The 20,767-nt window shown below is 66.6% G+C and carries 35 protein-coding genes and 2 tRNA genes; 4 read left to right on the plus strand and 33 right to left on the minus strand.

All coding sequences use genetic code 11. The features are described 5' to 3' along the window. Positions 1-77: 77 nt before the first annotated feature. The 3 genes from M0R80_18030 to M0R80_18040 form a co-directional block, all read right to left on the minus strand. Positions 78-151, minus strand: a tRNA-Asp gene (locus M0R80_18030). A 22-nt stretch (positions 152-173) separates the two neighbouring features. Then, positions 174-245: transfer RNA gene (locus M0R80_18035), tRNA-Val, on the minus strand. A gap of 165 nt (positions 246-410) precedes the next feature. Then, positions 411-845 carry an iron-sulfur cluster assembly scaffold protein gene (locus M0R80_18040; protein MCK9461533.1) on the minus strand — a complete coding sequence of 145 codons (435 nt, stop codon included), beginning with the start codon at positions 843-845 and terminating at the stop codon, positions 411-413. Between the two features lie 94 nt (positions 846-939). On the opposite strand from M0R80_18040, the gene M0R80_18045 reads away from it, so the two are divergent. The 4 genes from M0R80_18045 (at position 940) to M0R80_18060 (ending at position 4,341) form a co-directional block, all read left to right on the plus strand. Continuing rightward, positions 940-1,800, plus strand: a complete 861-nt coding sequence (locus tag M0R80_18045; protein ID MCK9461534.1) for a 4Fe-4S dicluster domain-containing protein — start codon at positions 940-942, stop codon at positions 1,798-1,800. Next, positions 1,797-3,014 carry a polysulfide reductase NrfD gene (nrfD, locus tag M0R80_18050; GenBank protein ID MCK9461535.1) on the plus strand — a complete coding sequence of 406 codons (1,218 nt, stop codon included), beginning with the start codon at positions 1,797-1,799 and terminating at the stop codon, positions 3,012-3,014. The genes M0R80_18045 and nrfD overlap by 4 nt, the downstream gene beginning before the upstream one ends. Before the next feature lie 121 nt (positions 3,015-3,135). Next, on the plus strand, positions 3,136-3,558 hold the full coding sequence (locus tag M0R80_18055) for a cytochrome c family protein (GenBank protein MCK9461536.1): 423 nt from the start codon (positions 3,136-3,138) through the stop codon (positions 3,556-3,558). Between the two features lie 117 nt (positions 3,559-3,675). After that, a complete protein-coding gene (locus M0R80_18060) occupies positions 3,676-4,341 on the plus strand; it encodes a hypothetical protein (protein MCK9461537.1) in 666 nt (221 codons plus the stop codon). A 25-nt stretch (positions 4,342-4,366) separates the two neighbouring features. On the opposite strand, the gene fmt is transcribed toward M0R80_18060, so the two are convergent. From fmt to rplD, 30 genes are all read right to left on the minus strand, one after another. Further along, complete coding sequence (gene fmt, locus M0R80_18065; GenBank protein ID MCK9461538.1) at positions 4,367-5,308, minus strand: methionyl-tRNA formyltransferase; 942 nt, start codon at positions 5,306-5,308, stop codon at positions 4,367-4,369. Between the two features lie 6 nt (positions 5,309-5,314). Then, entirely contained in the window at positions 5,315-5,821 is a 507-nt protein-coding gene (gene def / locus M0R80_18070) for a peptide deformylase (GenBank protein MCK9461539.1), read from the minus strand. Between the two features lie 24 nt (positions 5,822-5,845). Then, positions 5,846-7,351, minus strand: a complete 1,506-nt coding sequence (locus M0R80_18075; protein ID MCK9461540.1) for a DUF4388 domain-containing protein — start codon at positions 7,349-7,351, stop codon at positions 5,846-5,848. Between the two features lie 73 nt (positions 7,352-7,424). Further along, positions 7,425-7,865 (minus strand): 50S ribosomal protein L17, encoded by a 441-nt coding sequence (rplQ, locus tag M0R80_18080; protein MCK9461541.1) that lies wholly within the window; start codon positions 7,863-7,865, stop codon positions 7,425-7,427. Between the two features lie 7 nt (positions 7,866-7,872). Beyond that, complete coding sequence (locus M0R80_18085) at positions 7,873-8,889, minus strand: DNA-directed RNA polymerase subunit alpha (GenBank protein MCK9461542.1); 1,017 nt, start codon at positions 8,887-8,889, stop codon at positions 7,873-7,875. A 21-nt stretch (positions 8,890-8,910) separates the two neighbouring features. After that, positions 8,911-9,534: a 30S ribosomal protein S4 gene (gene rpsD, locus M0R80_18090; GenBank protein ID MCK9461543.1), complete on the minus strand. Its 624-nt coding sequence runs from the start codon at positions 9,532-9,534 to the stop codon at positions 8,911-8,913. A gap of 22 nt (positions 9,535-9,556) precedes the next feature. Further along, positions 9,557-9,946, minus strand: a complete 390-nt coding sequence (gene rpsK / locus M0R80_18095) for a 30S ribosomal protein S11 (GenBank protein MCK9461544.1) — start codon at positions 9,944-9,946, stop codon at positions 9,557-9,559. Positions 9,947-9,958: 12 nt separating this feature from the next. After that, positions 9,959-10,330, minus strand: coding sequence for a 30S ribosomal protein S13 (gene rpsM, locus M0R80_18100; protein MCK9461545.1), 372 nt, complete (start codon positions 10,328-10,330; stop codon positions 9,959-9,961). Positions 10,331-10,340: 10 nt separating this feature from the next. Beyond that, the gene (rpmJ, locus tag M0R80_18105) at positions 10,341-10,454 is read right to left on the minus strand and encodes a 50S ribosomal protein L36 (GenBank protein ID MCK9461546.1); all 114 of its coding nucleotides are present in this window, start codon (positions 10,452-10,454) and stop codon (positions 10,341-10,343) included. Between the two features lie 28 nt (positions 10,455-10,482). Beyond that, positions 10,483-11,133 (minus strand): adenylate kinase, encoded by a 651-nt coding sequence (locus M0R80_18110; GenBank protein MCK9461547.1) that lies wholly within the window; start codon positions 11,131-11,133, stop codon positions 10,483-10,485. Continuing rightward, positions 11,133-12,380: a preprotein translocase subunit SecY gene (gene secY, locus M0R80_18115; GenBank protein MCK9461548.1), complete on the minus strand. Its 1,248-nt coding sequence runs from the start codon at positions 12,378-12,380 to the stop codon at positions 11,133-11,135. Before secY ends, M0R80_18110 begins: the two co-directional genes overlap by 1 nt. Before the next feature lie 107 nt (positions 12,381-12,487). Continuing rightward, on the minus strand, positions 12,488-12,946 hold the full coding sequence (gene rplO / locus M0R80_18120; protein MCK9461549.1) for a 50S ribosomal protein L15: 459 nt from the start codon (positions 12,944-12,946) through the stop codon (positions 12,488-12,490). Next, a complete protein-coding gene (gene rpmD, locus M0R80_18125; GenBank protein MCK9461550.1) occupies positions 12,939-13,130 on the minus strand; it encodes a 50S ribosomal protein L30 in 192 nt (63 codons plus the stop codon). The genes rplO and rpmD overlap by 8 nt, the downstream gene beginning before the upstream one ends. 37 nt (positions 13,131-13,167) lie before the next feature. Beyond that, on the minus strand, positions 13,168-13,683 hold the full coding sequence (rpsE, locus tag M0R80_18130; GenBank protein MCK9461551.1) for a 30S ribosomal protein S5: 516 nt from the start codon (positions 13,681-13,683) through the stop codon (positions 13,168-13,170). 9 nt (positions 13,684-13,692) lie between these two features. After that, positions 13,693-14,052, minus strand: coding sequence for a 50S ribosomal protein L18 (gene rplR, locus M0R80_18135; protein MCK9461552.1), 360 nt, complete (start codon positions 14,050-14,052; stop codon positions 13,693-13,695). A gap of 12 nt (positions 14,053-14,064) precedes the next feature. Then, on the minus strand, positions 14,065-14,607 hold the full coding sequence (gene rplF, locus M0R80_18140) for a 50S ribosomal protein L6 (GenBank protein ID MCK9461553.1): 543 nt from the start codon (positions 14,605-14,607) through the stop codon (positions 14,065-14,067). Between the two features lie 27 nt (positions 14,608-14,634). Further along, positions 14,635-15,030 (minus strand): 30S ribosomal protein S8, encoded by a 396-nt coding sequence (rpsH, locus tag M0R80_18145; GenBank protein ID MCK9461554.1) that lies wholly within the window; start codon positions 15,028-15,030, stop codon positions 14,635-14,637. Positions 15,031-15,037: 7 nt separating this feature from the next. Next, positions 15,038-15,223, minus strand: coding sequence for a type Z 30S ribosomal protein S14 (locus M0R80_18150; protein MCK9461555.1), 186 nt, complete (start codon positions 15,221-15,223; stop codon positions 15,038-15,040). 17 nt (positions 15,224-15,240) lie between these two features. Next, positions 15,241-15,780, minus strand: coding sequence for a 50S ribosomal protein L5 (rplE, locus tag M0R80_18155; GenBank protein MCK9461556.1), 540 nt, complete (start codon positions 15,778-15,780; stop codon positions 15,241-15,243). Positions 15,781-15,932: 152 nt separating this feature from the next. Next, positions 15,933-16,244 carry a 50S ribosomal protein L24 gene (rplX, locus tag M0R80_18160; protein ID MCK9461557.1) on the minus strand — a complete coding sequence of 104 codons (312 nt, stop codon included), beginning with the start codon at positions 16,242-16,244 and terminating at the stop codon, positions 15,933-15,935. A 24-nt stretch (positions 16,245-16,268) separates the two neighbouring features. Further along, positions 16,269-16,637 carry a 50S ribosomal protein L14 gene (gene rplN / locus M0R80_18165; GenBank protein MCK9461558.1) on the minus strand — a complete coding sequence of 123 codons (369 nt, stop codon included), beginning with the start codon at positions 16,635-16,637 and terminating at the stop codon, positions 16,269-16,271. A gap of 2 nt (positions 16,638-16,639) precedes the next feature. Continuing rightward, on the minus strand, positions 16,640-16,900 hold the full coding sequence (gene rpsQ, locus M0R80_18170; protein MCK9461559.1) for a 30S ribosomal protein S17: 261 nt from the start codon (positions 16,898-16,900) through the stop codon (positions 16,640-16,642). 11 nt (positions 16,901-16,911) lie between these two features. Then, positions 16,912-17,124 (minus strand): 50S ribosomal protein L29, encoded by a 213-nt coding sequence (rpmC, locus tag M0R80_18175; GenBank protein ID MCK9461560.1) that lies wholly within the window; start codon positions 17,122-17,124, stop codon positions 16,912-16,914. After that, the gene (rplP, locus tag M0R80_18180; GenBank protein ID MCK9461561.1) at positions 17,121-17,537 is read right to left on the minus strand and encodes a 50S ribosomal protein L16; all 417 of its coding nucleotides are present in this window, start codon (positions 17,535-17,537) and stop codon (positions 17,121-17,123) included. The genes rpmC and rplP overlap by 4 nt, the downstream gene beginning before the upstream one ends. Positions 17,538-17,546: 9 nt before the next feature. After that, positions 17,547-18,194: a 30S ribosomal protein S3 gene (gene rpsC, locus M0R80_18185; protein MCK9461562.1), complete on the minus strand. Its 648-nt coding sequence runs from the start codon at positions 18,192-18,194 to the stop codon at positions 17,547-17,549. A gap of 9 nt (positions 18,195-18,203) precedes the next feature. After that, positions 18,204-18,545, minus strand: a complete 342-nt coding sequence (gene rplV, locus M0R80_18190) for a 50S ribosomal protein L22 (GenBank protein MCK9461563.1) — start codon at positions 18,543-18,545, stop codon at positions 18,204-18,206. A gap of 147 nt (positions 18,546-18,692) precedes the next feature. Next, on the minus strand, positions 18,693-18,980 hold the full coding sequence (rpsS, locus tag M0R80_18195; GenBank protein ID MCK9461564.1) for a 30S ribosomal protein S19: 288 nt from the start codon (positions 18,978-18,980) through the stop codon (positions 18,693-18,695). 11 nt (positions 18,981-18,991) lie between these two features. Beyond that, positions 18,992-19,822, minus strand: coding sequence for a 50S ribosomal protein L2 (gene rplB / locus M0R80_18200; GenBank protein MCK9461565.1), 831 nt, complete (start codon positions 19,820-19,822; stop codon positions 18,992-18,994). Positions 19,823-19,826: 4 nt separating this feature from the next. Further along, on the minus strand, positions 19,827-20,120 hold the full coding sequence (locus M0R80_18205) for a 50S ribosomal protein L23 (protein ID MCK9461566.1): 294 nt from the start codon (positions 20,118-20,120) through the stop codon (positions 19,827-19,829). After that, positions 20,117-20,767: a 50S ribosomal protein L4 gene (gene rplD, locus M0R80_18210; GenBank protein ID MCK9461567.1), complete on the minus strand. Its 651-nt coding sequence runs from the start codon at positions 20,765-20,767 to the stop codon at positions 20,117-20,119. Before rplD ends, M0R80_18205 begins: the two co-directional genes overlap by 4 nt.

A 20,767-nucleotide genomic window follows, 5' to 3' on the forward strand; every position in this document is an offset into this window, starting at 1 on the left:
TTCGGCGGTGCGGACGAGGTGGGCGCATGAGGGCCCAGATGCGCGAAAGCCCTCGGGAATTCCCAAGGGCTTTCTTGCGGGGTGGACGGGACTTGAACCCGCGGCCTCCGGCGTGACAGGCCGGCGTTATAACCAACTTAACTACCACCCCATTTTCAATCAGCTTCGCTCTGTGGGCGGGACAGGGCTTGAACCTGCGACTTCCGGCTTGTAAGGCCAGCGCTCTCCCACTGAGCTACCCGCCCCGCCTCAAGAGCGCACTTCATTAACATCGGCGTTGTCGCGCGTCAACCCGGTTTTCATCCCGCAAAGGTGCCGGTACGCAACCCAAGGACGCCCGGCCACGCAGCGGGGTTGCCTCCCGAAAGCCTGGAGGGAGGCTCCCCGCGTCGCAGGCCGTGGCGGCGGGCTCAGTACAGGCGCCGGTAGTGCTTCTTCCACGGCTCCTGCATGTTCGCCGCGGCGTCGGTCAGCGCCTCGGCGACCGCGTCCGAGGCGAGCTGCGCGCAGTGACGGTTCGCCTCGGGCAGCCCCCCGAGCGCCGCCTCGATGTCCTCGGGCCGGGTCGCGCGACGCGCCTCGGCGAGCGTCCTGCCGCGGACGAGCGACGCGGCGGCGCGGCCGCACACGAGCGTGAACGCGCACCCCTGTATCCTGTAGCCGGCCTCGGTGACGACGCCCGCGTCCAGGGCCACGAAGATCTCGATCGAGTCGCCGCAGTCGCTCTCGCGCCGCCCGTAGCCGTCGGGCTCCTTCATCGGGATGGACGACGCCGAGAGCGCCGACGGGCTCGTCCCGACGCCGCTCGTGGCCGGGCCGACGTCGATGTCGAACGGATGTCCCATCGCCTCCCCTTGATCCCTCCATGCCACAACCCCGGACGGAGCGCCATATCGATTCGGCGCGTGCGCCGGGGCAAAAATGTAATACCCTCTGCTGATGGACAGGCGGGGGTTCCTCAAGCTCGCTGCGCTGACGCCGATCGCGGTCGTCGCCGGCGAGGCCTCGGCGTCGAAGCCCGAATCGGCGAGCGGGCCGCCGCCCACCGAGTTCGTCGGCATGCTGATCGACACGACGCGCTGCATCGGCTGCCACGCGTGCGAGGTCGCGTGCGCCGAGGAGAACGGGCTCCCCTACCCCGATCTCTCGAGGCTCGGGCCCGGCGAGCGGCAGGCCACGACGACCGAGTACACGCCGGTCAGCCTCTTCGAGACGAGCAAGGGCCGCGTCTACGCCAAGAGGGCGTGCATGCACTGCAACCAGCCGGCGTGCGCGTCGGCCTGCCTGTGCAAGGCGCTCGAGAAGACGAAGTACGGTCCGGTCGTCTGGCACGAGGACCGCTGCATGGGCTGCCGCTACTGCATGATCGCCTGCCCGTTCGACGTGCCGAAGTTCGAGTACGACAAGCCGATCCCGAAGATCGCCAAGTGCACGTTCTGCCCGGAGCGGCTGAAGGAGGGGCGCCCGCCGGCGTGCGTCGAGGCGTGCCCGCAGGGGGCCGTGGCGTTCGGCTCGCGGCGACAGCTCCTCGACGAGGCCCGCCGCCGCGTCGCGGAGAGCCCGGACCGGTACGAGCCGGTCGTCTACGGCGACCACGACGTCGGCGGCACCTGCGTGATGGTCATCTCGAGCGCGCGGCCCGACGAGATCGGGCTCAGGACGGACCTCGGGACGCGGCCGTTCCCCGAGTACACGCGCGAGTTCCTGTACGCCGTGCCGATCGTCGACATCATCCTCCCAGTCCTCCTGTTCGGCTTCAGCCGCGCCATGGCGCACGGGAACGACGGAGGCGACCCATGAGCGCCAAGGTCGCCACGGGCCGCGGGCCCGGTCAAAGCGCCCTAAGCTTCCTGCTCGGGGAGCTGAAGCCGAAGGGGAAGCTCCTCACCCCGTTCAACGTCATCACCGCGCCCATCATCCTCGCGGGGATCGCGTTCATCATCGTCCGCTTCGCGAAGGGGCTCGGCGCGGTGACGAACCTGAGCCAGGAGTTCCCGTGGGGGATCTGGATCGGGTTCGACGTGGTCACCGGCGTCGCATTCGCGGGCGGCGCCTACGTGATCACGGTCGCGGTCTACGTGTTCGGGATCAAGCGGTTCCACCCGATCGCGCGCGCAACGGTCCTCTCCGGCTTCCTCGCGTACGCCTTCTACACCGGCGCGCTCATGCTCGATCTCGGCCGGCCGTGGAACATCGTCAACCCGATCATCGGCAACGAGTTCGGCGTGAACTCGGTCATGTTCCTCGTCGCCTGGCACTTCATGCTCTACCTCATGGCCGAGTTCGTCGAGTTCTCGCCGGCGATCACCGAGTGGCTCGGCCTCAAGAAGGTGCGCCGGATAGCGAGCGGCCTCACGCTCGGCGCGGTGATCCTCGGCTTCACGCTCTCCTTCCTCCACCAGTCGGGCCTCGGCGCCCTGTTCCTGCTCGCGAAGGGCAAGATCCACCCGCTGTGGTACTCGGAGTTCCTCCCGGTCCAGTTCCTCGTGTCGTCCGTGTTCGCCGGGATGTCGATGATGATCGTCGAGGGCTCGATCAGCCACCGCGTGTTCAAGCACCGCGTCGACGCCGAGCACGGCGCCGCCCACCGCGACATCCTGTTCGGGGTCGCCAAGATCGCCGTCGGCGCCATGTTCGCGTACCTCGGGATGCAGGGGATCGTCGTCATCCACGGCGCGCACGCTGGCGATCTCGCGACCGGCTGGGGCGCCTGGTGGCTGCTCGAGGTGGTCGGCTTCGTCGCAGTCCCGATGCTCGTGTTCGCCGCGGGAATCCGGCGCCGGAGCGTCCCCACCATCGTGACCGCCTCGGTGCTCACCGGGCTCGGGATCATCCTGAACCGGCTCAACGTGAGCGTCATCGCGTTCAAGTGGTACGAGCCGCACCACTACGTGCCCGCGATCGGCGAGTACGTCGTGACCGCGGCCGTGATCTGCGCGGAGATCTGGGCCTTCCGGTGGATCGTCCTGCGCATGCCGGTGCTGGGGCGCGACGCGGGCGAGGTGCGAGAATGAACGAGTTCAACCTCCTGGACATCTACGCGACGAAGGGCTGGGAGTACCTGCTGGTGGTCGCGTTCCTGATCGCGTTCACCGTGCTGGCGTGGTTTCTGTCGCGGAGCGGGGAGGGGCGGCGATGACGCGCTCGACCTGGATGCCCGCCCTCGCCTCGGCCGCGGCCCTCCTCGCGGTCGCCCTCCCCCACCTCGGCGCGTCCGAGGAGGCCCCGGATCCCGCCGAGAACGGCCCGGAGGCGTGGACCTTCGACGCGCGCCAGAGGCTCCAGCCGGCCGCCGAGCTCGACCACTTCAGGCACGCCTCCTCCAAGGGGCTCCGGATCGCCTGCACGCGGTGTCACCACACGTCCAAGGGCACCGACGTCGAAGCCGGCTGCGGCGACTGCCACGGGTCGGCCTGGAACCCCGACGTCCCGGACGTCAAGAGCGCGACCCATCAGCTCTGCATCGGCTGCCACGTCCTGCACGGCGCGAAGAGCGGCGTCCAGCCGGCCCCGTACAAGTGCCGCGGCTGCCACAAGGGTGCCCCGCCCCCGAGATAGCCCGGCGAAGCGGCGCGACCGCGAAGCACGAGACGCGGCGATCGTCCTTGCGATCGATCCCGGAATGCGACAGAATTCGCACGTCGTCATGAATCAAGAGAAGGGAGCACACGACAAATGAGAACCATTTACGTCGTATCGATGTTCGCGTTCGCGTTCTCCGCCCTCGCGGGCTCGGCCTGCGACAGCATCCCGGGGATGGGCAACGCCCAGCAACCGATTGTTCAACCCGTGCAGGGCATCCAGCCGGTGCAGATGCCCACGATGCCCACGACCGTCCCGGGCGCGATTCCGGCCGTCCCGACGACTCCGGTGGCCGCCACGCCGACTGTTCCCGGCGCCGTCGCCGTGCCTGGTGTCCCGGCCGCCGCCGTCGCGGCGCCGACCGTGCCCGTGGCCGCGGCGGTCCCGGTCGCCCCGACGCCGACCGGCGATCTGCTCACCGATCGCCTGAACGAGGTGAAGTTCCAGCAGGGCGCCGACAAGACCGCGACGAGCGCGCTCACCAAGGTGGCGCTCGCGGCGGCCAAGTCCCAGTCGTACCAGGTCCAGCTGCCGGGCCCGCCCTACTGCCACACCATCGTGGCCGTCGGCGACGACGCCGTGAAGAACGTCGACGTCACGCTCGAGTCGCCGCTGGCAGTGCCGGAGGCGATGGACTCGACCCTCGACAACCGCGCGTTCATCGCGAACCACTGCCCGACGGTGGCCGGCGCCTACAAGCTCACCGTGAAGATGACCGACGGGGCGGGCGAGGTCGCGATCCAGGTCTTCTCGAAGTAAGGGCGCTGCTCGCCGCGCCCGCTCCTCACCCCAACACCGTCCCGCGCTCGAGCCGCATCCCGGCGTGGAAGCTCGCCGCGTCGAGCCGCCGCTTGCCAGGCATCTGGAGATCTAGGATCCGCACGACGCCCGCACCGCACGCGACGTCCACCCCTGCGCGCGAGTGCTCCGCGACCTCTCCGGGCCGCCCGGCGGGTGGGCCGTCCGGCGCCAGGACCGCGACGCGGTGCACCTTCGCGTTCTCGCCGCCTATCGTCGTCGCCGCGCAAGGCCACGGGTGCATGGCGCGGACGTGCGCGTGCACCTCTCGGGCCGAAAGCCGCCAGTCGATCCGGCCGTCCTCCTTGGTCAACGGCGGCGCCATCGTCGCGAGCGCCTCGTCCTGCGGCACGGGAGCGTGGCCGTCGGGGAGCGAATCGAGGACGCCCCTGAGCAGCTCGGCGCCGACGACCGCGAGGCGGATGGTGAGCTCGCCGGCAGTCTCCTCGGGGAGGATCGGGATCTCGCCGACGCGGTAGAGGGGCCCGGTGTCGAGCCCCTCGTCCATCCGCATGATGGAGACGCCGGTGACGGGCTCGCCGCGGCGGATCGCCCAGGCAATCGGCGCGGCGCCCCGGTACGCCGGGAGGATCGAGGCGTGGACGTTCAGGCAGCCGAGCCGCGGGAGGCCGAGCGCGCGGCGCCCCAGGATCCGGCCGAAGGCGGCGGTGACGACGACGTCGGGCTCGTGCGCGGCGAGCAGATCTCGGAAGGCGGCGCCCTTCACCGTCTCGGGCTGGGCGAGCGCCACGCCGAGCTCGGCCGCGGCCCGCTTGACAGGCGGCGGCTCCTTTCGCCGCCCGCGCCCGGACGGGCGATCGGGTTGGGTGACGACGAGCCGCAGGGAGGTCGCCTCGGCGACGGCGCGCAGGCTGGGGACCGCGAAATCGGGCGTCCCCATGAAGATCGATCTGAGCTTCGTGGACATGGAGATCTAGCTCGCTTCGCGGGCCTTCGCGAGCTCGCGCGCCATCATCTTGCGCTTGAGGAAGCTCACCTTGTCCGCCAGCGTGACGCCGTCGAGGTGATCGATCTCGTGCTGCATCGCGACGGCGAGCAGATCGTCGGCCTCGACCTCGAACCGTTTCCCGGATCGATCCAGGGCGCGCACGACGACGTGCGCCGCGCGATCGACGTCGACATGAAAGCCGGGGAAGCTGAGGCACCCCTCCTCCCAGAGGATCTCACCGCTCCGGGAGACGATCACCGGGTTGACGAGCACGTACAGCTTGGGCGCGCCGTCGGGGTGCGTGACGTCCACGACCGCGACGCGCTTGGCGACGCCGACCTGGTTCGCCGCGAGGCCGATCCCCGGGGCGGCGTACATCGTCTCGGCCATGTCGTCGACGAGCCTGCGGACGTCGTCATCGACGACCTCGACGGGCGCCGATCTCGTTTTCAGGATTCTCTCCGGGTAGGTGAAGATCTTTCGTGTCGCCATGTCACCAACGCTCGTCGCCGCGCCTCACGCATCCGGCCCGATATCGGCGTCCGCGGCCCTGTACGCCTCCCGCATCTCGGGATCGCGGAGGATCTCGTACGCCTCGTCCAACACCAACAGTAGCATCTCCGCCTGGCCGCGCAAATCCGCGAGCTGCGCGACGGCGAACCTCTCTGCCGCGAAGGCGCCGCGCAGGCGCCGGTAGGCCTTGCGGATCTCGTACCCCGAGGATCTCGGGGAGATCTCCAGCAGATCGAAGTACGATCCCTCCTCGACCTGCTCCGTCTTCGCCGTGAGCCGCGCACGCAGCGCCTCGCAGTCCTGGGCAGCGTCGCCGTCGAGGGGCGATCCCTCTCCGTCGTCCGCCGGGGGCGCGGCGACGCCCGAGGCCGCGAACGCCTTCGTCTCCTCCGCGGCGCTCTTCCGGAGCCATCCGAGGACGCTGAGCCCCGCGAGGAGCGGCAGGAGATCCTCCCGCTGGACACGGTGCCGCGCGGCGAGCGCGGCGACCTCCACCGTGCCGTCGCAGGCCGCGAGCAGCTCGAGCTCGTGGTTGTTGAGCCCCAGGCCGCCCAGCCTGCCGAGCCCGCCGTCCGTGCGAACGGGCCGCGCATCCATGGGGACGATCGCCTCGGCTTCGGCGACGGTCATCCGCGAGCGGATCCCCTCCAGCAGGAGCGCCGGCGTGGGCACGTCCAGGAGGATCCGCTCCTTCGTCTGCACCTCGCCCGGCACGAAGGTCCAGTCCCCCTCGCGCCACGTGAGCGTGTCGTAGAGGAGCGTCTCGTAGTGGTGCCGCACGAGCGGAAACAGCTCGCGTATCGGGATGATCCCCCTCTCCACCAGGATCGCGCCGGCCCGCCTGCCGCTCTTGTCGACCAGCTCCGCGGCCTGCGCGTACTGCTGCGCAGTCAGCCGCCCTTCGCGGTACAGGATCTCGATGAGGCGATCCTCCGTCGCCGACGAGGAGGCGAGGACGATCTCACCCTCGGCGACGCAGAACCGGCGTTCCGTGCCTTTGCGGCGGGTGTTGAGCTCCCCGGTCGCCCTGCGCGCGTGGACGCCGACGAGCACCTCCCAGAGCGGGCTCTCGCGCAGCGTCCCCGAGACGACGAGCTCGGGCGCGGCCGGCGCCTCCTCGACCGCCTCGGCGTCCTCTTCCATCGAGCCGTGCACGTCCGCCTCGTCCGGGATCCCGGCGTCCATCCCGTCGGTGACGACCGCCGGATGCTCCAGGTAGGCCTCCACGTCGACCGAGTCGAGGCCGACGAACGGAGCCTCGGCCTCCGTTCGCGCCTCGGCCGTCGACTCCGCCGTCAGGAGCCTCTCGGTCTCGCGGATGATGTCGTGCAGCGATCGATCGATCGGGTGCTCCTCGACCTCGTCCGCGACAGCTCGCCGCGCCCTGCCCCGCGACTCGATCATGCTGTTCGCCGCGACCGCCGCCGCCTTCGCCAGCGCGTCCGAGATCGGATCGCCGGTCGGGGCGCCGCCCTTCCTCGGATCGAGCTTGAGATCCGTCCTCACCATGATCGGTGGATAGTAGTTCTCCTCGCACCGCTCGGTCAAACTCGTGGCTCTGGAAAGCTCTTCGGCGGCGGGATCAGGGCTGGGATACGAACTCGATGCGCGCGAGCGGCGCAGCGTCTCCGCGCCGGACCCCGATCTTGGTCACGCGCGTGTAGCCGCCCGGGCGATCCTTGAACCGCGGGCCGAGCACGAAGAACAGCTTGTGCAGCACGTCCACGAACTCGCCCTGGCCGTCGTCGTACCTTCGCGGGAGGTACCTGCTCGCGACCCGCCGGAGGTGGATCTGCTTCGCGCGATCCTCGGCGCTCAGGCTGTCGAGCGGCTTTCCGACGGTGTCGCCGGCCTTCGCGGCCTTCGTGATCAGCGGCTCCACGATCCCGCGCAGCTCCATCGCCTTGGCCTGCGTCGTGTCGATCCGCTCGTGCACGATGAGCGCCGCGGCCATGTTCCGGAACAAGGCCTTCCGGTGGCTCGAGTTGCGGCCCAGCTTGCGTCCTTGATTATGGTGCCTCATATCGTCCTCATGACCCCTGCTGCTTCTTCCAGCGGGCGAGCATCTGCTCCCAGTTGTCGAGCTTCATGCCGAGCTGGAGATCCATCTCGGTGAGGATGTCGCGGATCTCCTTGAGCGACTTGCGGCCGAAGTTCTTCGTCTTGAGCATCTCGGCCTCGGTCTTCTGTACGAGCTCGCCGATGAGCTTGATCCCGGCGTTCTGCAGGCAGTTCGCAGACCGGACCGACAGCTCGAGCTCGTCCACCGGGCGGAACAGGTTCTCGTTGATCTCCTGCTCCGGCTCCGGGTAGTCGCTGGCGAGGCTCTCGTCCTCCTCCTCGAAGTTGATGAAGATGTTGAGGTGCTCCTTCAGGATCTTCGCCGCGTAGGCGACTCCGTCGTCCGGCTTCACGGTGCCGTTGGTCCACACCTCAAGCGTCAGCTTGTCGTAGTCGGTGATCTGACCCACGCGGGCGTTGGTCACCGCGTAGTTCACCTTGCGCACCGGCGAGTACAGGGCGTCGAGCTGGATCCACCCGATCTCCTGCGGCTCGTCATCGTTGATGCGCCGCTCGGTCGGGACGTAGCCGCGCCCCGGGCTCACGGAGATCAGGCACGCGAGGCGGCCACCCTCGTTCACCGTCGCGATGTGGTGGTCCGGGTTGAGCACCTCGACCTGGCTCACGGCCTGGATGTCCTTCGCCGTGACCTCCGCCGGGCCGTCGATGTCGATCCGGAGCGAGTACGTCTTCGCATCGTGCAGCCGGAGGATCACCTCTTTCAGGTTCAGAAGGATGTCGGTGACGTCCTCGACGACGTCCGGGACGGACGTGAACTCGTGGGCGACGTCATCGAACTTCACAGCCGTGATCGCCGCGCCCTGGAGGGACGACAGCAGCACACGGCGGAGCGAGTTTCCCAGCGTGATGCCGAACCCACGCTCCAGCGGCTCGCAGGAGAACCGCCCGTAGTGCTCGGTAAGGCTGTCCGGGTCCACCATCAGACCGCGGGGACGAATGAGCTCGCGCCAGTTGCGCTGATACATGCCGGCCTCCTCTTTTCTTTCCTACCGCGAGTAATACTCGACGATCAGCTGCGGCTGAACCTGGAGCTGGAGCTCCGCCACCTCGGGGACCTCCTTGAAGACGCCCTTGAACCCCTTGGCGTCGACCTCCAGCCACTTGTCCCAGCCGTGCCGCTCTCGCGCGTCGAGCGCCTCGGTTATCGTCGTGATTTTCCGCGACCGCTCGCGGATCGTGATCTCGTCGCCCGCCTTCAGGAGGTACGACGGGATGTTCACTCGCTCGTTCACGAGGATGTGGTTGTGCCGCACGAGCTGGCGGCCGGCGCGCCGCGTGTTCGCGAAACCCATGCGATAGACGACGTTATCGATGCGGCACTCGAGCATGCGGATGAGCGTGTCGCCGGTGACCCCCTTTGTCTGATCCGCCTTCTTGAAGTACGTGGCGAACTGGTTCTCGAGGATCCCGTAGATCCGGCGCACCTTCTGCTTTTCGCGCAGGTGGCGCGCGTACTCCGACGCCTTTCCGCGCCGCTGCCCGTGCTGCCCCGGGGCGTACGGGCGCCTGTCGAAGGCGCACTTGTCGGAGAAACACCGCTCTCCCTTGAGGAACAGCTTGCCGCCCTCGCGGCGACACTGCTTGCAAACCGGGCCAGTATTGCGTGCCACTTCGAACTCCTCCCGGGCTCTATCAGACCCGACGCCGCTTCGACGGCCTGCAGCCGTTGTGCGGGATAGGTGTAACGTCGCGAATCACCGTGATCCTGAGCCCGGACGCCTGGATCGCGCGGAGCGCCGATTCCCGGCCCGCGCCGGGCCCCTTCACCAGGATCGAAACCTGGCGGACGCCCGAGTCGAGCGCCTTCTTGGCGGCCTCCTCGGCCGCGAGCTGCGCGGCGAACGGGGTGCTCTTCCTCGAGCCCTTGAACCCCTGCGTGCCCGCCGTCGCCCACGAGATCGTGGCGCCCGATGGGTCGGTGATCGTCACGGTCGTGTTGTTGAACGTCGACTTGACGTGCACGACGCCGACCGGGACGTTCTTCTTGACCTTCTTTTTTCCGCCTCTTGTCGCTTTAGCCATGATTCAATCCGATCACTTCTTCTTCCTGACGGGCGCCCCGCGCCTCGGGCCTTTTCTGGTTCTGGCGTTCGTATGCGTCCTCTGGCCGCGGCACGGCAGGCCGCGCCGGTGCCTGAGCCCGCGGTAGCAGCCGAGGTCCATGAGGCGCTTGATGTTCATCGACGTCTCGCGCCGCAGATCGCCCTCGACCTTGTACTCCTCGTTGATGACGTCGCGCAGCGACATGACCTCGCTCTCGGTGAGGTCATCCGCCTTCCGGGTCGGGTCGACCTTCGCCTTCTCGCAGATCGCGAGGGCGGAGCTGTGCCCGATCCCGAAGATGTACGTCAACGCGATCCTGATGTGTTTCTTGCGCGGCAGATCCACGCCAGCAATACGTGCCACGACAACCCTCCTAGCCTTGCCGCTGCTTGTGGCGCGGGTTCTCGCAAATCACCCTCACCACGCCGCGACGGCGGACGATCTTGCACTTGTCGCAAATCTTCTTCACCGACGGTTTGACCTTCATGGCCTTCCTCCGAATCCGCCTCGACCCATCACTTCAGGCCCAGCGCGCGCTTCGCCGCGGCGAAGACGTCGTCCGGGGTCGCGTTCGTTCCGACGACCTTCCGGACCAGGCCGCGCTTCCCATAGAAGTCGATGAGCGGAGATGTCTGTTTGTGGTACGCCGAGAGGCGCTCCCGCACGGTCTTCTCGTTGTCGTCCGCGCGCTGATCGAGCCCCTTGTGTCCGCACCTGCAGGTGTCGTCCGAGGGCGGCGGCGTGAAAACCAGGTGGTAGATCGCGCCGCACTCGCCGCAGGTCCGCCGCCCGGTGATGCGCTTCACGAGCTCCTCGTCCTCGACGTCGAGCAGGAGCACGTGGGTAAGCGCGCGCTCCAGGCGGCCGAGCATCTTCTCGAGCGTCTCGGCCTGGGGCACGGTGCGGGGGAAGCCGTCGAGCATGAACCCGGCCTTGCAGTCCGGCTTCGCGAGCCGCTCTTCGACGAGCCCGATGACGACCTCGTCCGGCACGAGCTTCCCGGCGTCCATGAACGCCTTCGCCTTCTTGCCGAGCTCCGTCCCCGCCGCGACGCCCGCGCGGAGCATGTCGCCCGTCGAGATCTGGGGGATTCCGGTCAGCTCGACCAGCTTCTTCGCCTGCGTCCCCTTGCCCGCTCCGGGCGGTCCGAGAAGAATGAGATCCATCAGGCCCTCGCTCTGCGCCCGCGGATGCGGACCCCCTTGGGCCCGGTGAATCCGTCGTAGTGGCGCGTGATGAGATGCGACTCGATCTGCTGCGCGGTGTCCAACGCGACGCCGACGACGATCATCAGGCCCGTGCCGCCGAGATAGAACGGCACGTTCATCTTCGTGATGAGGATCGAGGGCAGCACGCAGATGACCGCGACGTACATCGCGCCGCCGAACGTGATCCGGTTCAGCACCCTGTCGATGTACTCCGCCGTGCGCTTTCCGGGGCGGATCCCGGGGATGAACGCCCCCTGCTTCTTCAGGTTGTCCGCCACGTCGGCCGGCTGGAACGTGATCGCCGTGTAGAAGTAGCAGAAGAAGATGATCAGCAGCGCGTAGACCGTATTGTAGCCCCACGTGCCGAAGCTCAGGATGCCGTTCAGCCAGTCGAAGCCCGTGAAGCCGGCGACGACGCTCGGGAACATGAGGAGCGTCGACGCGAAGATCGGCGGGATGACGCCCGCCTGGTTGACGCGCAGCGGCAGGAAGGTCGAGTGCCCTCCGTAGATCTTCCTGCCGACCATGCGCTTGGCGTGCTGGATCGGGATGCGCCGCTGGCCGCGCTCGAAGAAAATGATCGTCGTCACGACCGCGATCAGGACGATGACCACGAACATGAGGCCGATCGGCGACAGCTCGTGGAACGTCGCCTGCCGCACGACCTGGACGACCGCGTCCGGAATTCGCGAGACGATGCCCGCGAAGATGATGAGCGAGATGCCGTTCCCGATGCCGCGCTCCGTGATGCGCTCGCCGAGCCACATGATGAACGCGGTGCCGGTCGTCAGCGTGATCATCGTGATCAGCCGGAAGGTCCATCCCGGCTCCGCGACGACGGCGCCCATGCCGCTCTGCTGGTTCATGCTCTCGAGGAACGTCGCGATGCCCATCGACTGGATGAAGCTCAGGATGACGGTGCCGTACCTGGTGTACTGGTTGATCTTCCGGTGCCCGGCCTCGCCCTCCTTGCGCAGCTCGGCGAGCCTCGGGACGACCGAGGAGAGGAGCTGCAGGATGATGGAGGCGGAGACGTACGGCATGATGCCGAGGGCGAAGATCGACAGGTTCTCGAGCGCGCCGCCCGAGAACATGTTGAAGAGCCCCATGAAGGAGCCGGAGCTCTGCTTGACGATCTTGCCCATCACCTCGCGATCCACGCCCGGCGTGGTCACGAAGATGCCGACGCGGTACACCGCCAGCATCGCCAAGGTGAAGAAGATCCTCTTCCTCAGCTCAGGTATCTTCCCGATATTTGCAATACCGCTAGCCACGTTATCCCCTGACCTCGGTCAATCGCCTGCCGCGATCGCTAAGGCTTAGCCTTGATCTCCTCGAACTTCCCGCCCGCCTTCTGCAGCTTCTCCAGCGCGCCGGCGGAGATGGAGTGGGCGCGGATCGTGAGCTTCTTCTTGAGCTCGCCCTTGCCCAATATCTTGACCCCTTCCCCTGCGTCGCGGATGAGCCCGTGCGCGACGAGCGCCGCGATGTCGACGACCGTGCCGTTCGCGAACACGTCGAGCTTGCCGAGGTTCACGATGACCCACTCCTTGCGGAACGGGTTCTTGAAGCCGCGCTTCGGGAGCCGCCGCTGGAGCGGCATCTGGCCGCCCTCGAACCCGCGCGGGATGGTCCCGTTGGAGCGCGCGGTCTGCCCCTTGCCGCCGCGGCCGGCCGTCTTGCCGAGGCCCGAGCCCGGCCCGCGACCGACGCGCGTTCTCTTCTTTCTCGAACCCTCCGGGGGGGCGAGCTTGCTCAAGATATCAGACATCGGCTTCCTCGACTCGAACGAGGTGAATGACCTTCTTGATCATCCCTCGGAATGAAGGCGTATTCTCGACCACGACGCTCTGGCCGATCCTCCGCAGGCCGAGACCCTTGATCACGGCGCGGTTGTGCGCGCACTGGCTGATCACGCTTCTCGTCTGGGTCACTCTCAACTTCGACACCGCCATGATGACTTCCCTTCCGCACGACCAGGCCTCGGGCCTGCTACTTCGCGAAATCCTCCACTCGCTTCCCGCGCCTGCGCGCCACCACGGAGCGATCCTCGAGCGTGCGAAGCGCCTCGACGGTCGCGTAGACGACGTTCACCGGCGTGTTGGAGCCGATGCACTTCGTCAAGAGATCGTGGATGCCGCACGACTCGACCACCGCGCGGACCGGTCCGCCTGCGATGACGCCGGTGCCGGGGCTCGCCGGACGGAGCAGCACGGCGCCCGAGCCGAAGATCCCCAGGTTCTCGTGCGGGATGGTGTGCCCGTCGAGCGGGACCGAGAACATCGAGGCTCGCGCCTTGTCGTTCCCCTTGCGGATCGCCTCCGGCACCTCGTTGGCCTTGCCGTAGCCGACGCCGACCCTCCCCTTCCCGTCGCCGACCACCACCAGCGCCGAGAAGTTGAACCGCCTGCCGCCCTTGACCACCTTGGCGACGCGGTTGATGTGAACGACCTTCTCGATGAGCTCTTCGCCATCGCTCTGGAGATCTTGCTGTTCCTGATGGGTCATCCTGCGCTCCTAGAACTCCAGCCCGGCTTCGCGTGCCGCGTCCGCCAAGGCCTTGATCCGCCCGTGGTAAATGAAGCCGTTCCTATCGAACACGACCATCTTGATGTTGTTCTCGAGGCATTTCCGGGCCACGAGCACGCCCACTTTTTTCGCGAGCACCGACTTCGCGCCCTCGACGTCGCCCTCCCTGACTTCCTTGGACAAGGAAGACACGGCGAGGAGCGTCTTGTGGGCTTCGTCGTCGATGACCTGCGCGTAGATGTGCGCGGCGCTGCGGAAGACGGACAGCCTCGGTCTCGCGCTGGTGCCCTGCACCTTCTTGCGGATCCGCTTCTTGCGCCACGATCTGATCTCAGCCTTCGTTTTCATTGCCGAAACCTTTTACTTGCCGCCGGCCTTGCCAGCCTTGCGGCGAACCTTCTCGTCCACGTAACGGATGCCCTTGCCCTTGTAAGGCTCCGGCGGTCTGAAACCGCGAATCGTCGCCGCGGTCTGGCCGAGGAGCTCCTTGTCGATCCCCTTCAGCGCGAACGCGACGCCCTTCTCGGCGACCTCGGCCTCGATCCCCTTGGGGAGCGGGAACTCGACCGGCGACGAGTATCCGAGGTTGAGCACGAGTTTGGTGCCCTGCAAAGCGACCCTGTACCCGACGCCTTCCAGCGCCATCTTCTTCTCGAAACCGCGCGTCACGCCCGTCACCAGGTTGCTCAGCAGCGCGCGCGTCAACCCCTGGTACGCGCCCATCTGCCGCTCCTCGGACTCGCGCTCCACGACGACCACGCCGCCCTCCACCTTCACCTTGACATGGGGCGGCAGGGGCTTGGTCAGGGATCCCTTGGGCCCCTTCACCGAAACGGTGTTCCCCTTGACGTCGACCGTCACCCCCTTCGGGACTTCGATTGGCTTTTTGCCTATCCGGGACATGACTGCACCTCGACCGCCTTCAGCGGGCTACCAGATCTCACAGAGCACTTCTCCGCCCACGTTGAGGCGACGCGCTTCCCGATCCGTTATCACTCCCTTCGACGTGGACACTATCGCCACGCCGAGCCCTGACTTCACCGTCGGCAGCTCTTCCGCCGAGCTGTACTTCCGCCGCCCCGGCTTCGAGATGCGCTTCATCGTATGGATGGCGGGCTTGTTCCCTTCCCCGTACCGCAGCTGGATGACCAGCTCGCTGCCGATGCTCTCGCTCTTCTCGACCGAGAACCCCTCGAGGTACCCCTCATCGCGCAGGATCGCGACGATGCGCTCGCGCATCTTCGAGTGCGGCGAACGGGTGACCTCGTGGCTGGCCAGTCCGGCGTTGCGAATCCTCGTCAGCAGATCTCCAATCGGATCATTCATGGCTACCTCACCAGCTCGCCTTGATGACGCCCGGAATCTCGCCGCGCAACGAGAGCTTGCGCAGGCAGATCCGGCACATGTCGAACTTGCGATAGTACGCGCGCGGCCTGCCGCACAGCGGGCAACGGTTCCGGTGCCGCACCTTGTACTTCAGCGTTTTCTTCAGCTTCGCGAACGCGCATGTTCTTGCCACGGTCGTCTCCTCTCGATCTACTTCTTGAAGGGCATCCCGAGCAGCTTGAGCAGCTCCAGCCCCTCTTCATCCGTCCCCGCCGTCGTGACGAAGGTCACGTTGAGCCCCTTGATCTTGTCGACCTTGTCGTAGTCGATCTCGGGGAAGATGATCTGTTCCCGGACGCCCATCGTGAAGTTGCCCCGGCCGTCGAAGCCCTTCCGCGAGACGCCCTTGAAGTCGCGGACGCGCGGCAGCGCGAAGGTGATGAGGCGATCGAAGAACTCCCACATCCGCTCCCGGCGGAGCGTCACGGAGCAGCCGATCGGCATCCCCTCGCGGAGCTTGAAGTTGGCCACGGACTTCCGCGAGCGCCTGATCACGGCCTTCTGCCCGCAGATCCGCTCGAGCTCCTGAACCGCCGAGTCCATGATCTTCGCGTTGTGGATCGCCTCGCCGAGCCCCATGTTGAGGACGACCTTCTCGAGCCTGGGCACCTGCATCGCGTTGGTGTAGGCGAACCGCTTCGTCAGCGCGGCGCAGACGTCCTTCTTGTAGTTCTCCCGCAAACGCGGCACGACCTTCTCGGCCTTCTCGGCCTTCTCGGCCTTCTCGGCCTTGTCGGCCTTCACGACCTTCTCGGCCTTCACGACCTTCTCGGCCTTCACGGCCTTCTCGGTCTTCACGGCCTTCTCGGCCTTCTCGTCATTGTCAGCCATCTCACTCATCCCTAGTCAAAGACGGTTCCCGACTTGGCTGCGACCCGCACCTTGGATCCGTCCTGGTTCTTCGTCGTGCGTGTCCGCGTCCCTTTCCCTGTCTTGCCATCGACCAGCATGACGTTCGAAACGTGAATCGGCGCCTCGATATCGACGATCCCGCCGTTGGGGTTCGCCTGCGAGGGGCGCTTGTGCTTCTTGACCATGTTCGCCTGCTCGACGACGACGGCTTCCTTCTCGCGCACCACGCGGATCACCCTGCCGGTCTTTCCCTTGTCCTTGCCGGCGATGATGATCACCATGTCGTTCTTGCGTATCCGCATTTCCCTAGTCTCCCTCGCCGCTCGCTAAATGACCTCGGGGGCGAGCGAAACGATCTTCATGAACTTCTTGCCCCTGAGCTCGCGCGCGACCGGCCCGAAGATGCGCGTCCCGATCGGCTCGTTCTGGGCGTTGACCAGGACGGCCGAGTTCTCGTCGAACCGAATGTACGAACCGTCCGTCCGCGAGATCTCCTTCGCGGTGCGCACCACGACCGCGCGCACGACGTCGCCCTTCTTCACCTTCGCGTTCGGCAGCGCCTCGCGGATGGAGACGGTGATGACGTCGCCGACGGTCGCGTACTTCCGCTTGGAGCCGCCGAGCACCTTGATGCACACGAGCTTCCTCGCCCCGGAGTTGTCCGCCACGCCCAGCGTTGTCTGCATCTGGATCATGGCTACACCTCCACGGCGCGTTCGATCACGCGCATCACGACCCAGCGCTTGGTCCGCGACAGCGGGCGCGACTCGCGGATCTCGACGAGATCACCGACGTGACACTCGTTCTTCTCGTCGTGAGCGGCGTACCGCGTGCGCTTGGTGACGATCTTGCCGTAGCGCCTGTCCGCCACTCGGCGGCGGACCTCGACGACGACGGACTTGTCCATCTTGTCCTTGTAAACCCGTCCGGTCATCACCCTCTTGCGTTCGAAAGCCATGATCCGTTCCCTTACTTTCCGTCGGCTTTGCGCGTCGCCTTCTTGCGCTCCGCCAGAACCGTCTCAATCCGCGCCACCTCACGACGAGCCTTCTGGACGCTGCTCGTGTCCGTGAGCTGGTGCGTCGCGTTCTTGATCCGCGTCTGGAACAGTGTCTGCTTCGCCTCGTCGATGAGGCCCTGCAACTCCTGCGCGCTACGTTCCCTGAGCTCCTTCGCCCTCACAGCGCACCTCCCCGCGGGACGAACCGCGTCGCCACGCCGAGCTTGTGCGCGGCGATGTGGAACGCCTCGCGCGCCACCGTCTCGGTCACGCCGGCGATCTCGTAGAGCATCCGGCCCGGACGCACGACGGCCACCCACTCCTCGGGGGCTCCCTTGCCTTTCCCCATCCGGGTCTCGGCGGGCTTCTTCGTGATCGGCTTGTCGGGGAAGATCCGGATCCAGAGCTTGCCCGAGCGCTTGACGTGCCGCTGGACCGCCATACGGGCGGCCTCGATCTGGCGCGCCGTGATCTTCCCGCACTCCACCGCCTGCAGCCCGAAGTCGCCGAAGGACACGTCGCTGCCCTTCTGGGCCGTGCCGCGCATCCGGCCCTTCTGCTGCTTGCGGTACTTGACCTTTTTCGGACTGAGCATCGCTACACCCTACTGCTTGGGCATGGGCGCCTTCTTCAGCACCTCGCCCTTGAATATCCAGGTCTTCACCCCGATGACGCCGTACGTCGTGAACGCCTCGGCGAACCCGTAGTCGATGTCGGCGCGCAACGTGTGCAGAGGCACGCGCCCCGCGCGGTACTTCTCATTCCGCGACATCTCGGCGCCGCCGAGCCGGCCGGACGTCTCGATGCGGACGCCCTTGGCCCCGAACTTCATCGCCGTCTGGAGCGCCTTCTTCATGGCGCGACGGAAGGCGACGCGCCGCTCGAGCTGCGTCGCGACGTTCTCCGCGACGAGCTGCGCGTTCGTCTCGGCCTTCCGGACCTCCTGGATCTCGATGAAGACCTCGTTCCCGGTCAGCTTCTGCACCTCGCCGCGCAGGGTCTCGACGCCCGCGCCGCGCTTCCCGATGATGATGCCGGGCCGCGACGAGTGGATGATGATCTTGCACTTGTTCGCCGCGCGCTCGACCTCGATGTCCGAGATGCTCGCGTGCATCCAGGCCTTCTTGATGTACCGCCGGATCCGGATGTCCTCGTGCAACCACTTGGAGTACGTCTTGTCCTGGTACCAAGTGGATTGCCACGACCTGATGATGCCGATCCGCAATCCGAACGGGTGAACCTTCTGCCCCACGGCTGCCTCCTAGCGAATCCCGAGAACCACCTTGATGTGGCTCGTACCTTTTTTGATCTTCGTCGCCCGCCCCATGGCGCGCGGTCGCCAACGGCGCATGTGCTGCGTGGGGCCCATGTCGACCTGCAGCGAGGCGATGAAGAGCGCGTCGACGTCCACCGCGGAGTCGGCCTGCTTCGCATTCGCCACCGCCGACTCCACCAGCTTCTTGATCGGGCGCGCCGCGCCCTTCTCGGCGAAGGTCAACGCCGTCAGGGCGGCCCCGACGTCCATGCCGCGAACCAGGTTCGCCACGACCCTCGCCTTCCTCGGCGAAACTTTCACGAAACGTGCGCTAGCCTTGACTTCCATAACTGCATCCCTCAGGCGTTACCCATTGAAATCATTAGCGTTTCAACCATCGTCAGAACCCCTGACCGAGGCCAGCGGTTCTTATCACGCCCATGCCCTCGAGTCAAGCCGCTGCTCGCCCGAAAACAAAATGATTTCAAAGGCCTCCTACTTCTTGGCACCGACTTTGGCCTTCCTGTCGCCCGAATGGCCGTGGAAGAGCCTCGTCGGCGCGAACTCGCCGAGCTTGTGCCCCACCATGTTCTCGGTCACGAACACGGCGATGAACTTCTTCCCGTTGTGCACCGCGAAGGTGAGCCCGACGGCATCCGGGATCACCGTCGAGCGCCGAGACCACGTCTTTATCACCTTCTTGTTGCCGGACCTGTTCGCCTCCTCGATCTTCTTGAGGAGGTGAGTGTCGATGAACGGCCCCTTTTTTACCGATCGTGACATTGCTGCGTTCCTTACTTCTTCTTGCCGCGCCGTTTGACGATGAACTTGTCCGTCGCGCGGTTCTTTCTCGTCTTGTAGCCCTTGGTCGGCTTTCCCCAGGGCGTGCACGGGTGCCGCCCGCCCGACGATCTCCCCTCGCCGCCCCCCATCGGGTGATCGACGGGGTTCATCACGACGCCGCGGACGCGCGGGCGCACGCCGAGCCAGCGCGAGCGTCCCGCCTTGCCGGAGCGGATCTGGGAGTGCTCGATGTTCGAGACCTGGCCGATCGTCGCGCGGCAATCCACGTTGACAAGCCGCACCTCGTTGGAGGGCAGGCGGACGTGGGCGTAGTGCTCGTCCTTGGCGAGCAGCTGCGCGCCGCTCCCCGCGGAGCGGACCATCTGGCCGCCGCGCCCGCGCTTGAGCTCGACGTTGTGGATCATCGTGCCGAGCGGGATGTAGCGGAGCGGCAGCGAGTTGCCGGGCTTGATGTCCGCGTGCCGGCTCGAGATCACTTCGTCGCCCACGTTGAGGCTGTCCGGCGCGAGGATGTACGATTTCTCGCCGTCCACATAGTAAAGGAGCGCGATGCGCGCGGACCGATTGGGATCGTACTCAATCGTCGCCACCTTCGCGGGGATCCCGATCTTGTTCCGCCTGAAGTCGATGACCCGGAAGCGCCGCTTGTGCCCGCCCCCGCGGTGTCGCGACGTGATGCGCCCGGAGTTGTTCCTCCCGCCGGAGCTCTTGAGCGGCCTGAGCAGCGACGGTTCGGGCTGGTCGCGGGTGATCTCTGAGAAATCGTGCCCGCTCATCAACCGCCGACCGGGCGAGGTCGGCCTGTATTGCTTGATGCCCATGGTGCTAGACTCCCTCGAAGAACTCGATGGTATCGCCCTCGCGCAGCGTCACGACGGCCTTCTTCCAGTTCGGACGCTTGCCCATGCGACGCCCCATCCTCGTCACCTTGCCCCGGACGACCACGGTGTTCACCTCGGTCACGTTGACCTTGAACAGCTTCTCCACCGCGGCCTTGATCTCGGGCTTGCTCGCCTTCATCGCGACCTCGAAGAGCACCTTGTGCTGCTCCTCTTTGAGCCACTCGCCCTTCTCCGTCATGATGAGCGGCTTGACAATCACTTCTTGAACGGACTTCATGCCTCGGTCCTCCTCGGCCGAACCGGCTTCGTCAGTCGCGCCTCGACGTCGAGCGCGGCGCGCCTCGTCATGACGAGCTGATCGTGGCGCAGGATGTCCAGCACGTTCAGCCCGGCCGGCGACAGGTACAGGTGGTTCGCCAGGTTGCCGGCGCTCATGCGCAGCTTGTCGTTCTCCTCGAGGTCGACGAGCACGGCCTTGTTCGTGCCGAGCCTGCCGAGGATCGTCTCGAGCTTGCGCGTCTTGATCTCGGGGAGCTCGAAGTTGTCGAGGACGATCAGGCGGTTCTCCTTGACGAGCAGGGAGAGCGCGCTCTGCATGGCGCCGCGCCGCACCTGCTTGGGCGGCGAGAAGTCGAAGGAACGTGGCCTCGGGCCGAAGACCGTGCCGCCGCCGACGTGGTTCGGAGCGCGCTCCGAGCCCTGCCTCGCCCGGCCCGTTCCCTTCTGTCGGAACGGCTTGCGCCCGCCGCCGGAGACCGCGTTGCGCTCCTTCGTGCACGCGCTGCCCGCGCGAGCGCGATTGCGCTGCATCCTGACGATCTCGTGCAGGAGGTGGTACTTGACCTCGACACCGAACACAGCGTCGCTGAGCTCGATCTCGCCGATCTCCTTGTTCTCCAGGTTCCTTATCTTCAACTTTGGCAT

It is taken from the genome of Pseudomonadota bacterium, assembly GCA_023229365.1.
Lineage (GTDB): Bacteria > Myxococcota_A > Polyangia > JAAYKL01 > JAAYKL01 > JALNZK01.

Coding starts and splice junctions, on each gene's coding strand:
- rpsS (MCK9461564.1), bottom strand. CDS start 18,980: ATGTCACGATCGGTAAAAAAGGGGCCGTTCATCGACACTCACCTCCTC.
- M0R80_18205 (MCK9461566.1), bottom strand. CDS start 20,120: ATGAAGTCCGTTCAAGAAGTGATTGTCAAGCCGCTCATCATGACGGAG.
- fmt (MCK9461538.1), bottom strand. CDS start 5,308: ATGTCCACGAAGCTCAGATCGATCTTCATGGGGACGCCCGATTTCGCG.
- rplX (MCK9461557.1), bottom strand. CDS start 16,244: ATGCGGATACGCAAGAACGACATGGTGATCATCATCGCCGGCAAGGAC.
- M0R80_18055 (MCK9461536.1), top strand. CDS start 3,136: ATGACGCGCTCGACCTGGATGCCCGCCCTCGCCTCGGCCGCGGCCCTC.
- rpmD (MCK9461550.1), bottom strand. CDS start 13,130: ATGGCGGTGTCGAAGTTGAGAGTGACCCAGACGAGAAGCGTGATCAGC.
- def (MCK9461539.1), bottom strand. CDS start 5,821: ATGGCGACACGAAAGATCTTCACCTACCCGGAGAGAATCCTGAAAACG.
- rplP (MCK9461561.1), bottom strand. CDS start 17,537: ATGCTCAGTCCGAAAAAGGTCAAGTACCGCAAGCAGCAGAAGGGCCGG.
- rpsE (MCK9461551.1), bottom strand. CDS start 13,683: ATGACCCATCAGGAACAGCAAGATCTCCAGAGCGATGGCGAAGAGCTC.
- rplV (MCK9461563.1), bottom strand. CDS start 18,545: ATGGAAGTCAAGGCTAGCGCACGTTTCGTGAAAGTTTCGCCGAGGAAG.
- M0R80_18075 (MCK9461540.1), bottom strand. CDS start 7,351: ATGGTGAGGACGGATCTCAAGCTCGATCCGAGGAAGGGCGGCGCCCCG.
- rplQ (MCK9461541.1), bottom strand. CDS start 7,865: ATGAGGCACCATAATCAAGGACGCAAGCTGGGCCGCAACTCGAGCCAC.
- rplB (MCK9461565.1), bottom strand. CDS start 19,822: ATGGGCATCAAGCAATACAGGCCGACCTCGCCCGGTCGGCGGTTGATG.
- M0R80_18060 (MCK9461537.1), top strand. CDS start 3,676: ATGAGAACCATTTACGTCGTATCGATGTTCGCGTTCGCGTTCTCCGCC.
- M0R80_18110 (MCK9461547.1), bottom strand. CDS start 11,133: ATGGATCTCATTCTTCTCGGACCGCCCGGAGCGGGCAAGGGGACGCAG.
- rplR (MCK9461552.1), bottom strand. CDS start 14,052: ATGAAAACGAAGGCTGAGATCAGATCGTGGCGCAAGAAGCGGATCCGC.
- nrfD (MCK9461535.1), top strand. CDS start 1,797: ATGAGCGCCAAGGTCGCCACGGGCCGCGGGCCCGGTCAAAGCGCCCTA.
- rpmJ (MCK9461546.1), bottom strand. CDS start 10,454: ATGAAGGTCAAACCGTCGGTGAAGAAGATTTGCGACAAGTGCAAGATC.
- rplD (MCK9461567.1), bottom strand. CDS start 20,767: ATGCCAAAGTTGAAGATAAGGAACCTGGAGAACAAGGAGATCGGCGAG.
- rpsK (MCK9461544.1), bottom strand. CDS start 9,946: ATGGCTAAAGCGACAAGAGGCGGAAAAAAGAAGGTCAAGAAGAACGTC.
- M0R80_18045 (MCK9461534.1), top strand. CDS start 940: ATGGACAGGCGGGGGTTCCTCAAGCTCGCTGCGCTGACGCCGATCGCG.
- rplF (MCK9461553.1), bottom strand. CDS start 14,607: ATGTCCCGGATAGGCAAAAAGCCAATCGAAGTCCCGAAGGGGGTGACG.
- secY (MCK9461548.1), bottom strand. CDS start 12,380: ATGCTGGCGGTGTACCGCGTCGGCATCTTCGTGACCACGCCGGGCGTG.
- rplN (MCK9461558.1), bottom strand. CDS start 16,637: ATGATCCAGATGCAGACAACGCTGGGCGTGGCGGACAACTCCGGGGCG.
- M0R80_18040 (MCK9461533.1), bottom strand. CDS start 845: ATGGGACATCCGTTCGACATCGACGTCGGCCCGGCCACGAGCGGCGTC.
- M0R80_18085 (MCK9461542.1), bottom strand. CDS start 8,889: ATGTATCAGCGCAACTGGCGCGAGCTCATTCGTCCCCGCGGTCTGATG.
- rpsQ (MCK9461559.1), bottom strand. CDS start 16,900: ATGGCTTTCGAACGCAAGAGGGTGATGACCGGACGGGTTTACAAGGAC.
- rplO (MCK9461549.1), bottom strand. CDS start 12,946: ATGTCTGATATCTTGAGCAAGCTCGCCCCCCCGGAGGGTTCGAGAAAG.
- rpsH (MCK9461554.1), bottom strand. CDS start 15,030: ATGAATGATCCGATTGGAGATCTGCTGACGAGGATTCGCAACGCCGGA.